Below are 10,674 nucleotides of genomic sequence, written 5' to 3' on the forward strand. Positions count from 1 at the left end.
GATGTTTCAGGGCGAATACGACCGCGCGACCTTTCACTTAGTCTGGTGCGTCCTCTCTGCCCGGTTTGCTGAAAGGACAGACGCATGAAGTGGCACGAGCAACACCGCGCCCGCATGGCCGCCAAGACCCTCTCCAAGCACCGCAAGGCATTGGACCGCGAGCCTATCAGGGAAACCGCCCGTCGCATGTACCGCGAGCAGGGCCGGGAGATACCGGAGGCGCTGCGGCCATGAAGCAACCCGACTACGCTCCGGTTGCCGACTGCCGCGCCGCTGGATGGCACTATGACGAGGTAGGCGTTGCTCGCACCGCCTATGGCCGCAGCGTCTCAGAGCTTGCGATACAGGCGAGCATCGTCAAGGATTTGCCGCGCGTCATTCCTTGCATGGTGTCGGCAGTTCCGAACGGCACTCATATTGCCAGCAAAGCGGGCAGGGGGAAGGCCCAACGTGAGGGACTGGCGACCGGCTATCCCGACCTTATCATCGACGGCATTGGTCCCAACGCCGGGAAGGTCTGCCGCGCCGAGATCAAGGCCAGCGGCGACGTCAAGCTCTCTCAATATGCGATGCTCAACCGCCTGCATGAAGCAGGGCATATTTGCGGCATCTTCCGTTCCCTCGATACCCTGATCGGCTTCCTCGTCGCCCATGGCTGGGAAAGCCGCGAGGCCGTGCCGATTGGCGCCGTGGCGAACCGCGTGCTTGGAAGGATTCTCGTCGGATGATCGCCAACGCTACTGGTGAGGCCGTCGTCATCGGGGCGATGATGCAGGACGCGGGAATCATCGACCGCGTTGCCGACATTGTTGCGCCCGACGACTTCTCGGATCCATTGCTGAGCCGGATGTTCCGTGCCGCCCGCGATTGTCATGCAACGGGCAGGGCGTCCAATGCCGTTGCTCTTAACAACATGTTCGAGGGCGACGAGCAGTATGAGGCTGCGGGTGGCCGGCGCCTCATTGCGGAAATGTCGGGCAACTCGATTGCCCTCATCGGTGCGGTTGACCTCGCCAAGCAAGTTGCCGACCTCGCCCGCCGTCGCCGTATGTCGGAAGGCCTCACCGAGGCTATCGAGATGGCGGCCGATCAGTCGGTGACGCTTGCCGATACCGTTGACCACGCTGACGCTGCTCTCGCGTCCGCTGCCGAAACGTCAGCATCGATCGCTCACCTGACGGGCGCGGGATGCATCGACGCCCTGCTAGGCCAACTGGCGAGCAAAGACCGCGGCGTCACCTGCAAGCTCATCCCGCCGATGGATGACCTTCTGGGTGGCGCACGTCGCAAGCAGATGATCATCCTCGCGGCCCGCCCCGGTATGGGCAAGACCGCCGTCGCGCTGTCCTACAGCATCGGAGCGGCGATGAACGGGTATGGCGTCCTTTATATCAGCCTCGAAATGTCCGGCGCTGAGCTAGGCGCTCGCATGGCCGCCGACCTGTGCTTCAACGGGCAGGGCGGCGTGCCGTTCGCCAATATCATCAACCAGCGTCTGTCTGACGGGGACTATGAGCGCCTGAAACGCGCCCGCGACATGTCGGCCGACCTTCCCATGGAGGTGATAGATGCCGGTAGCCTCTCGGTTGCGCGGCTCAATGTCATCATCCGGAGGCAGGCACGCAAGTTCGCTGCCCGTGGCGACCGCCTGGACCTCGTTGTCGTGGACTATCTGCAGCTGCTCTCCGCCGACAAGCAAAAGAACGCGTATGAGGCTGTGTCGGCCATCAGCCGCGCGCTCAAGGCGATGGCCAAGGAACATGACATTGCAATCATGGCGCTCGCTCAGCTCAGCCGCGAGGTCGAGAAGCGGGCAGGTTGCCGACCGCAGCTATCGGACCTCAGGGACAGCGGCCAGATCGAGCAGGACGCCGACACGGTGATGTTCCTGCTCCGCAACGAATATTATCTCCGCAAGGAAGAGCCTGAAATGACATCGCCCGACCGCATCAAGTGGGAGCAGGCGATGGAGCAGCACGTCGGCAAGATCGAGTTCATCTGTGCCAAGCGCCGCAACGGTGAAACGGGCAAGGCGTTGGGTGCTTTCCACGGCGCATATCAGGCGGTGCGCGGCCTGTGAGCGGTTGGATATACTTTATCGCCAACGGCGAGACGGAAGAGTCATGGGTCAAGATAGGCTATACCACTGGCTCGGTTGAAACTCGTCGCCGATCGCTGCAAACCGGCTGCCCGTTTTCGCTCAACATTCTCGCATTCGCTCCCGGCGAACCAGTCGATGAGCGGCGCCTCCATGACCGCTTTGCAGCCTATCGTGGGTACGGGGAATGGTTCAGCCTCGAAGGATCGCTGTCGGCCTATGTGCACAGCCTGATGACGTCTGCGCCGCCCATGCAGGCCGCGCCAACGCTCTGGACGGATCAACTCCTAGAGGAGTGGCCTAAGTGAGCATAAAGCTGATGACTGCCGTGTGGGAGATAGATCTTCCCGCCAGCGACAAGCTGGTGTTGCTCGCGCTCGCCGATTGCGCGAACGATGAGGGTGGCTGTTGGCCTTCTATGGCGACACTGGTCAAGAAATGCAGCAAGGGTGAGCGCACAATTCAGGCGTCGATCAAGTCGCTTGTCGATAGCGGTCACATCACCCGCGACGAACGCCCCGGCAAAGGCTGCTTCTACACCGTCCACCCCCGCAATAATTGCACCCCCGCAAAATCAGCACCCCCGCAGAAATTGACAAAGACCCCCGCAAAATCTGCGGACAAACCATCAAGAACCACCACTGATAAAAACACAAAGCGCGCGTTGCCGAAGGATTGGAAGCCTGAGCAGTTTGGCGTTGGGAGCCAGAGCCGAGAGATCGTCGATAGCTGGTCGCCCAAAGAGCTTGATGGCCAGATCGAGCATTTCATCAAGCACCACCGCGGCAAGGGAAATCGGTTCGTCGATTGGCAGGACGCTTGGGGGACATGGGTCTTGAATAGTCGCCGATGGGCGCGGCCCACAACCATCGGTGAACGACGCTCCGCAGCGAACGACGGCTCGTCGATGCTGGCCCACCTGTCCGGCCAAGGCCCATGAAAGCCAATGAAATCAACCAGCTATTCCGATTGAGAAGGAGAAAGAAGATGGATGACCGGATCGTAACGAGTTCCCGCGCTGAATATTTCGGCTTCGACATGCTCGGCGGAACAGCGTTGGCCATGTGGACAGGGAGTGAATTCGTCGTTGGCATACGCTGGACGGATGGCTGCTTTCTCGTTTGCCTTGGCCCGTTTGCGCTCGGCTTCTGCTGGAAGAACGAGGCATGACCCCCAACCTTATCGAAGCAATGGCGAGGGCGCTGAGCGAAGCCGAGCATTTCTCGTCGTCTGACGCGCCTGTGGGCGTGGGCATGAAGGTAGTGCCCGTCTGGAAAAGCCGGATCCCGCGCATTGAGGCCGTCCTCACCGCCATATCAGAGAGCGGTTATGCCGTAGTCCCGGTGGAGCCGAGCGTAGCCATGCAGGAGGCGGGCGTTCACGCGAAAGACCTGTATCCTGATCTTGCGAACGCGCAAATCTGGCGGGCCATGGTTCGCGTAGGACAATTTGGCGCTCAAGATGCTGAAACTATAGCACAATCCCAAGGAGGGGCAACGTCGTAATGGGGAAGGGCGGGGGCCTCGAAATCACCTTGCACGCAATCGAGCGATACCAGCAGCGGGTCGATGACGTTCCCGCTGCCATTGTCGTTCAACGCCTATGCGGTCCTGCATTCGATGCGGCCGACCAGCTCGGCTCAGCCTCCGTCATCCTGCCGACCGGCCACCGCGTCATTGTTCACGATCATGCCGTCGTGACTGTTCTTCCTATCCCGCCGCACAAGGCCAAACGGGGGCGCAAATGAATCTCGTCAACCTCGCCAACCTGATCCCGAGCGAGGCCGAGCCGCTTGTGCTTGAGCTGGTCGAACGCTTGGGCAAGCTGCGCGCCCATCCCGACGACGAGAGCATGTTGATCGAGAGTATCGTTCGCAAGCAGCGCCGCCGCAATCCGCGCACCTATCACCGCTGGTCCACGAAAGAGGATCGCGAGCTTCTATCCCGCCAGCATCTTCGCCGAGGGGTAGCAGACTACGCCCATCAACTCGGCATCACCGAAACAGCAGCATGGTCCCGCCTTCGTCACTTGCGTAATTTGCGCAAAGGAAAGCGCATGGCCAATCAGGTAGAGGGGTAAGGCTATGCCCGCAGGACGTCCGACCGATTACAAGCCGGAGTATGCCGAACAAGCTGCCAAGCTTTGCGCATTGGGTGCTACCGACCAAGAGATCGCCGATTTCTTCGAGATCGACGTGCGCACCGTGTACCGGTGGAAGCATGATCATGACGAATTTTGTCAGTCCATAAAAAGCGCGAAGGAGGCCGCTGACGAGCGAGTTGAGCGCAGCCTGTATCAGCGCGCGATCGGTTACGAGCAGAAAGAGGTCAAAATCTTCATGCCCTCCGGCGCGGATGAACCGGTCTACGCCCCGTTCACGGCAAAGGTTGCGCCGGACACCACGGCGGCGATCTTCTGGCTCAAGAATCGACGTTCGGCAGATTGGCGCGACAAGTCCGAGGTCGAGCATAATGTCGGAAAGGACTTGGCCGAGTGGCTGGGGCAGCGGTAGCGCCGGAGCTTGCGCTTCTGGATGAGATACGCAAGCGCTTCCCGACCAAGCTAGATCGGCTTCGCGGCGGCTTCTACGACATCAAAGACAAGCAGGGCAAAAAGGTGCCGTTCCGCATGAACGAGCATCAGGAGCAGTTCCTTGCCGAGCGCCACGGGATGGACGTGGTGTTGAAAGCTCGCCAGCTTGGCTACACCACAGTGATCCAGCTCGATATGCTCGATGATTGCCTGTTCACGCCCAATCTCAGCGCTGGCGTGATCGCCCACAATCTCGTTGATGCCAAGGCGTTCTTCAAAGACAAGATCAAGTTTGCCTACGACAATCTGCCGCTGGCTTTTCGCAAGGTCGTATCGGCCGACAATGACAGCGCAGAGAGTTTGCGCTTCAACAACGGGTCGAGCATCCGGGTCGGCGTCTCGCTGCGATCCGGCACGCTCCAGCGGCTCCACGTCTCCGAATACGGAAAGCTGTGCGCCAAATTCCCTGACCGCGCCGAGGAGGTCAAGACGGGCGCGTTCAACACGGTGGCTGTCGGAATGAACATCACCGTCGAGTCAACGGCAGAGGGGCGAGCGGGCGAGTTTCACGGCATGGTCAAGAAGGCCCGCCGCCTAGAGGATGAGGGCAGGCAGCTTACCGCGCTCGATTTCAAATTCCACTTCACCGCATGGTGGCAGGATCACGGCAACGTTCTTGACGCCGATGTGGTTGAGACGACCGAGATGCAGGAGTATTTCGCCAAGACGCTAGCGCATCCGTATCTGAAAAGTCGCGGCGTCGAGTTCACGCGGGAGCAGCGTGCCTGGTACGTGAAGAAGGCGGAGCAGCAGGGCGACAAGATGACGCAAGAGCATCCGTCGCATCCCGATGAGGCTTTCGAGGCCAGCGTCGAAGGCGCCTATTTCTCAAAGCAGATGCTGAAGGTTCGCAGCCAAGGCCGCATCTGCCGCATCCCGATCCTTGATATTCCGGTTTACACGACGTGGGATTTGGGCGTCGGCGATGCGATGACGATCTGCTTCTGGCAGGACGTTGGGATGGAGCGCCGGCTGATCGATTATTACGAAAACAGCGGGGAAGGTTTCGCGCACTACGCGAAGGCGCTGGCGGATAAGGGCTACAACTACAGCGAGCATTTCATGCCGCATGATGCGGATCATCGGCGCTTGGGCAAGGACGCCAAGAGTGCCCGCCAGCACGCCGAGGAGGTCGGTATCAAGCCCGTTCGCGTCGTGCCGCGTATCGCAAGCGAACAGGATGGCATCGAGGCTTCGCGCCAGTACCTCCCGAGCGTCTGGATCGACGAGGAGCGGTGCCAGCGCCTGATCGATTGCCTCGATAGCTACCGCAAGGAGTGGGACGAGAAGCTTGGGGTGTGGAAGGACAAGCCGCTCCACGACCAATTCAGCCACGGCTATAAGGCGTTCGAGACAGCAGCCGTCCGCAAGCCCGTCGTCAAGCGCGAGAATGCGCCCGTTCATATCCCCTCCACGGTCATGGTCGCTCGCCGGTAATTTGCCAAAATGCGGACAGTCCGTTCGGCAGATAAACCCGCCCTGTGGCTGATGACGACGAAACCGAGGACGACGCTCGCGAAGCAGACGACCGTCTGGCCGAGGTGCATCGCCGCGCCATCCGCCGCTTCGACGCCACCGTAATCCCGCAAATCCCCATGCGCGAAGAGGCGCTGGCTGCTCGCCGGTTCGTCGAGATACCCGGCGCGCAATGGGAAGGGCCGTGGGGCGAGCAGTTCGAGAACAGCATTCGCGTCGAGATTCCGAAGATCGGCCGCGCCGTCCGCAAGATCGAGACGGACTATCGGGAAAACCGCATCGTTCCTGAGTTCAAGCCCGACGGGGGTGAGAGCAATCAGGACACCGCATCGACCATCGCCGGGATGCACCGGGCGGACAGCTACAAGTTCAATGCCCAAGAGGCGCGGGACAATGCATTCTTTGAGGGCATTCGTGGCGGCATGGGCGCCTATCGTGCTGCCAACGTGCTTGAGGACGAGTACGACCGCGACAACGACAAGCAGCGCATCAACCCCGGCCTGATCATCACCGACGCCGACCAGTATGTATTCTTCGACCCACAGGACAAGACCTACAGCAAGGCGAAGTCGCGTTTTGCGTTCGTGCTGCTCCCCTACACACCCGAGGCCTACAAGGAAGAGTTCGGGGAAGCCGAGCCGACCGACTGGCCCGACCATATCACCAAGCCCGCCTATGACTGGTATCGTCCTGAGGTCGTCATGGCCTGCGAGTATTACGAGGTCGAAGACCGGCTGGAAACGCTCTACGTCCTGACGCAGACCATCACCGGGTTGCAGGAACGCTTCTGGCGCTCGGAGATCGACGACGACGCGCTGGACTATCGCAAGAAAGCAGGCTGGCAGATCGCCACGCAGCGCCGCAAGCGCAAGCGGGTTCACAAGTATATCCTGTCCGGTACGCGGGTGCTGGAGGATCATGGCGTTATCGCCGGCTGCCGCATTCCGATCATTCCGTTCTACGGGCAGCGCTCGTTCGTTGATGGCAAGGAGCGTTTCAAGGGGCACGTTCAGGACAACATCGACCGCCAGCGCATCTACAACAGCATGGTCTCGCGCCTTGCCTCGATCAACGCGCTGTCGCCGAACGAGAAGCCCATCTTTGCTCCCGAGCAGATGCCACCCAATCTGGCGGGCCTATGGGCGCGGGCGCATATCGACAATCTGCCATACCTACTTGCGAACCCTCTGATTGACCCGCAGACCGGGCAGATACTCACCACCGGTCCCGTCTCCTATTTGAAGCCGCCTGACCTCCCCCCGGCGACGGTTGGCCTGCTCCAGATTGCCAACAACGACCTGACCGAAGAGGATCAGGACGGCGCGGACACGGTAAAGGCCAACACCTCCGCCGAGGCGATGGATATTGCCGCCGCCCGTGTCGATGCGAAATCGGGGATTTATCTCGATAACATGCGCCTCACTCTCCAGTGCGAGGGCGAAATCTATGTCGGCATGTTGCCCGACGTCTATGTCGAAGATGGCCGCGAGGTCGAGACGATGGACGAAGAGGGCAGCGACGGAACCGAGGTTCTGAACCAGCCCTACATCGACCCCAAGGGCGTGTCGTCTGTTCGCAACGACTTCTCGCGCGGTCGGTACAAGGTCATCGTGAGCGTCACCGAGGCAACCGCGACCCGCCGCGACAAGACTGTTCGCGCCGCCCTGAATACCGCCGAGATCGCCTTGAAGGCAGGGGACATGGAGCTTGCCCAAGCTTCCATCATCACCGCGATCATGAACAGCGACGGTGAGGGTATCGAGGACTTGCAGGCCTACGCCCGCAAGCGCGGCCTCCAGATCGGTCTCGTCGAGCCGAACGAGGAAGAGGCGGCGCAGATGCAGGAGCAGGCGCAGCAGCCCGACCCGGCAACCGTGCTGGCCGAGAAGCAGGGCATCGCTCTTGAGGCTCAGGCGGCAAAAGACGCGGCGCTCGCCAAGAAGGCAGAGGCGGACACCGGCCTGTCGAAGGCCAAGACTATCGAAACGCTCACCGATGCGGGGGTCAAGCATCTACCCGCCAACGATTTTGAGGGACGGCCCCTCAATAAGGCCCCCGGCGTGCCTCCATACGCTGCGTAACACAGGTGATATATGCATTTGAACGATCCCGAGGATGATATCCTCGAACCCGGCGAGGATATTGCCGGTGATGAAGGTGCCGACCTTCAAAACGACGACGATCAGGACGATGGCGAGGAGGAAATCGTTTTCGGTACGCCCGAGGACGACGATACCGCCGCCGATCTTCCGAAGCGGCTCCGCGCCGAGATCAAGGAACGCGACCGCAAGCTGGCCATCGCCAACAAACGGCTCGCCGAGCTTGATAAGCCCGCACCTGTCGTTGAGGTAGGCCCGCGCCCGACCCGCGACGAGTTCGATTGGGACGACGAGAAATACGACGCCGCAATCGACAAGTGGAACCGCGACAAGTTCGCCGCGGAACAGCAGGCCAGCGCCCCGACCGACCTTGAGACGGAGGCCAAGGCCGATGTCGCCAAGCTCCAGACGGGTCTCTCGTCTCTTGCCTTCGCCGATGCGAGCGAGGTTGTCGGGAATGCCATGGAAGCCCTGACCGACGCGCAGCAGTTCATGATTTCGCAGGCGTCGAACGAGAGCGCCAAGCTGATCTATGCACTCGGCAAGAACCCCGACCGTCTCGCTGCTCTTTCCGCAATCAAGAACCCGGTGAAGTTCATCGCCGAGGTAGCCCGCATGGAGGCACAGATGACGACGACGCGCCGCAAGGCACCCCCGCCGCCCGAGAATATCCGCCAGGGCGATGCGCGGCCCGCACAGGGCGGCGACAAGGAACTGGCCCGCCTCCAGAAGCAGGCCGAGGCAAGCGGCGATTACTCGGCGCTCCTCGCCCACAAGCGCAAGCTCCGCGATAAGGCGGCGTAATTTGCCCAAATGAATCCGGCGGTGCGAGGGGGTAATTCTCCTCGCATCCGCTGACCCAGCGACCTCCGGCTGAAACGGGAGAGACATGCGGAAAACCCCAATTTCTGGAGTTTTTCAACATGCCTAACTCGTTGACCAAAGACCTCGAAATCATGTTCGAGGAATATATCGAGGGCTACGACGCCGCGTGCGTCATCTCGATGGAAGCCGAAACCTCGTACCCCTCGCCGCAGGACATGCAGCGCGCGGGCGACGTGTTCTACAAGCCGCAGAACTACCATGCGTCGGTCGTCACCGGCCTTGACGTGTCGGCGGCGCAGAAAACCGATCTCATTCAGCGCATGGTCCCCACCGTTTATCGCTCGCCCGATAACGTCGTGTACCAGCTCGACGCCAAGGAAATGCGCGACCCCGAGCACAAGAAGCGCATGGGTCAGGCCGCCTCGGGACGTCTCGCGGCGGAAATCGACAAAAACCTCTATTCGACCGTGGCGGCGCGCGCAGCGATCGTCATCAAGAAAACCGGCGCGTTCACGTGGGACGACGGCGCGACCGCCGAAGCCCTGATGCTATCGCGCGGTATCGGCGCTGGCCGCGAGCGCAAGATGTTCCTGAACCCGTTCGACTACAAGGACGTGGCCAAGGACCTCGGCAACCGCGCCTATCTCGGCGACCGCAGCAAGGCGGCCTATGAGCGCAGTCAGGTTCCGGATATCGCGGGCTTCAAGACCTTCCGCACGGATAACGTCTCGAACCTCGCCGCTGTCGGCACCGTCACCGGCACGACCGTTTCGGGTGCTACCTCGCTCACCCCGAGCGCGATGACCGGCGACCTTCCGACCGACAACCGCCAGATGGCGATGACGGTGGCCGGCGCGAACATCGCCAACATCAAGAACGGCGACACGTTCACGCTCGCGAACAGCGGTACGCCGATCAACGCGGTTCACCAGATCGACAAGTCGGATTCGGGTCAGCCGATGACGTTCCGCGTGCTTTCGGGCGGCGGCACGGCCAACCTCGTCGTCACTCCCGGCATCATCGCGACGGGGCCGTATCAGAATTGCACCGCCGCTGCTGCCAACGGTGCGACCCTGACATTCCTCAACACGGTGACGAAGCCGGTCAATGCCTTCTGGGCGCAGGGCGCGGTTGCTCTCGATTATGGCAAGCTCGCCTTCCCGACCGGGCAGGGCGCCGATGTCATGACCGCGACGACCAAGAACGGCGTACCGCTCATCATGAGCTACGCCTTCAACCACCTGACCGGCATCACGACCGTTCGCTTTACCACGCTGTACGCGACCACGGTCCTCGATCCCGAGCAGTGCGGCATCATCATCGCAAACCAGACGTAACCGGGTGCGGCGGGGCTTCGGTCCCGCCCTCCTCTTGAGGGGCCAAACTCTGACCGATCAAGCGGAGGCAATCATGGAATACCCCAAATGTCTGTACCGGGACGGCTCGGCCTTCGAATGGGAGGGCCATAAGCTCGACGGTATCGTTGTGAACGACAAGGAGGAAGAGGCCGAAGCCGTCAAGGCTGGCTGGCGTACCAATCCCCTTGCCGAAGCCGTCAAGGCTGTGCGCGGCCGAAAGAAATGA

The 10,674-nt window shown here is 61.2% G+C and carries 14 protein-coding genes; all 14 read left to right on the forward strand.

Going from position 1 to position 10,674, the window contains the following annotated elements:
* Positions 1-84: 84 nt before the first annotated feature.
* The 14 genes from L7H23_RS01130 to L7H23_RS01195 all read left to right on the forward strand — a co-directional run bounded on the left by L7H23_RS01130 (position 85) and on the right by L7H23_RS01195 (position 10,674).
* Positions 85-234 carry a hypothetical protein gene (locus L7H23_RS01130; protein ID WP_237837528.1) on the forward strand — a complete coding sequence of 50 codons (150 nt, stop codon included), beginning with the start codon at positions 85-87 and terminating at the stop codon, positions 232-234.
* Complete coding sequence (locus L7H23_RS01135) at positions 231-728, forward strand: VRR-NUC domain-containing protein (RefSeq protein WP_237837529.1); 498 nt, start codon at positions 231-233, stop codon at positions 726-728. The genes L7H23_RS01130 and L7H23_RS01135 overlap by 4 nt, the downstream gene beginning before the upstream one ends.
* Positions 725-2,080: a DnaB-like helicase C-terminal domain-containing protein gene (locus L7H23_RS01140; RefSeq protein WP_237837530.1), complete on the forward strand. Its 1,356-nt coding sequence runs from the start codon at positions 725-727 to the stop codon at positions 2,078-2,080. The genes L7H23_RS01135 and L7H23_RS01140 overlap by 4 nt, the downstream gene beginning before the upstream one ends.
* Before the next feature lie 322 nt (positions 2,081-2,402).
* A complete protein-coding gene (locus L7H23_RS01145; RefSeq protein ID WP_237837531.1) occupies positions 2,403-3,038 on the forward strand; it encodes a helix-turn-helix domain-containing protein in 636 nt (211 codons plus the stop codon).
* A gap of 47 nt (positions 3,039-3,085) precedes the next feature.
* A complete protein-coding gene (locus L7H23_RS01150; protein ID WP_237837532.1) occupies positions 3,086-3,268 on the forward strand; it encodes a hypothetical protein in 183 nt (60 codons plus the stop codon).
* The gene (locus tag L7H23_RS01155; RefSeq protein WP_237837533.1) at positions 3,265-3,603 is read left to right on the forward strand and encodes a hypothetical protein; all 339 of its coding nucleotides are present in this window, start codon (positions 3,265-3,267) and stop codon (positions 3,601-3,603) included. Before L7H23_RS01150 ends, L7H23_RS01155 begins: the two co-directional genes overlap by 4 nt.
* On the forward strand, positions 3,603-3,845 hold the full coding sequence (locus L7H23_RS01160) for a hypothetical protein (RefSeq protein WP_237837534.1): 243 nt from the start codon (positions 3,603-3,605) through the stop codon (positions 3,843-3,845). The genes L7H23_RS01155 and L7H23_RS01160 overlap by 1 nt, the downstream gene beginning before the upstream one ends.
* A complete protein-coding gene (locus L7H23_RS01165; protein WP_237837535.1) occupies positions 3,842-4,177 on the forward strand; it encodes a hypothetical protein in 336 nt (111 codons plus the stop codon). The genes L7H23_RS01160 and L7H23_RS01165 overlap by 4 nt, the downstream gene beginning before the upstream one ends.
* Positions 4,178-4,181: 4 nt before the next feature.
* Complete coding sequence (locus L7H23_RS01170; protein WP_237837536.1) at positions 4,182-4,610, forward strand: helix-turn-helix domain-containing protein; 429 nt, start codon at positions 4,182-4,184, stop codon at positions 4,608-4,610.
* The gene (locus L7H23_RS01175) at positions 4,592-6,127 is read left to right on the forward strand and encodes a hypothetical protein (RefSeq protein WP_237837537.1); all 1,536 of its coding nucleotides are present in this window, start codon (positions 4,592-4,594) and stop codon (positions 6,125-6,127) included. The genes L7H23_RS01170 and L7H23_RS01175 overlap by 19 nt, the downstream gene beginning before the upstream one ends.
* Positions 6,128-6,171: 44 nt before the next feature.
* Positions 6,172-8,247: a portal protein gene (locus tag L7H23_RS01180; RefSeq protein ID WP_237837538.1), complete on the forward strand. Its 2,076-nt coding sequence runs from the start codon at positions 6,172-6,174 to the stop codon at positions 8,245-8,247.
* 18 nt (positions 8,248-8,265) lie between these two features.
* Positions 8,266-9,069 carry a hypothetical protein gene (locus tag L7H23_RS01185; protein WP_237837539.1) on the forward strand — a complete coding sequence of 268 codons (804 nt, stop codon included), beginning with the start codon at positions 8,266-8,268 and terminating at the stop codon, positions 9,067-9,069.
* Between the two features lie 131 nt (positions 9,070-9,200).
* Complete coding sequence (locus L7H23_RS01190) at positions 9,201-10,427, forward strand: P22 phage major capsid protein family protein (RefSeq protein WP_237837540.1); 1,227 nt, start codon at positions 9,201-9,203, stop codon at positions 10,425-10,427.
* 73 nt (positions 10,428-10,500) lie between these two features.
* Positions 10,501-10,674, forward strand: a complete 174-nt coding sequence (locus tag L7H23_RS01195) for a hypothetical protein (protein ID WP_237837541.1) — start codon at positions 10,501-10,503, stop codon at positions 10,672-10,674.

It is taken from the genome of Sphingopyxis sp. BSN-002 (assembly GCF_022024275.1).
Taxonomy (GTDB): domain Bacteria; phylum Pseudomonadota; class Alphaproteobacteria; order Sphingomonadales; family Sphingomonadaceae; genus Sphingopyxis.

What these genes read in the sequence shown, in the direction of transcription:
- L7H23_RS01135 (WP_237837529.1), top strand. Translation starts at nt 231, where the DNA reads ATGAAGCAACCCGACTACGCTCCGGTTGCCGACTGCCGCGCCGCTGGA.
- L7H23_RS01160 (WP_237837534.1), top strand. Translation starts at nt 3,603, where the DNA reads ATGGGGAAGGGCGGGGGCCTCGAAATCACCTTGCACGCAATCGAGCGA.
- L7H23_RS01140 (WP_237837530.1), top strand. Translation starts at nt 725, where the DNA reads ATGATCGCCAACGCTACTGGTGAGGCCGTCGTCATCGGGGCGATGATG.
- L7H23_RS01195 (WP_237837541.1), top strand. Translation starts at nt 10,501, where the DNA reads ATGGAATACCCCAAATGTCTGTACCGGGACGGCTCGGCCTTCGAATGG.
- L7H23_RS01130 (WP_237837528.1), top strand. Translation starts at nt 85, where the DNA reads ATGAAGTGGCACGAGCAACACCGCGCCCGCATGGCCGCCAAGACCCTC.
- L7H23_RS01170 (WP_237837536.1), top strand. Translation starts at nt 4,182, where the DNA reads ATGCCCGCAGGACGTCCGACCGATTACAAGCCGGAGTATGCCGAACAA.
- L7H23_RS01165 (WP_237837535.1), top strand. Translation starts at nt 3,842, where the DNA reads ATGAATCTCGTCAACCTCGCCAACCTGATCCCGAGCGAGGCCGAGCCG.
- L7H23_RS01155 (WP_237837533.1), top strand. Translation starts at nt 3,265, where the DNA reads ATGACCCCCAACCTTATCGAAGCAATGGCGAGGGCGCTGAGCGAAGCC.
- L7H23_RS01150 (WP_237837532.1), top strand. Translation starts at nt 3,086, where the DNA reads ATGGATGACCGGATCGTAACGAGTTCCCGCGCTGAATATTTCGGCTTC.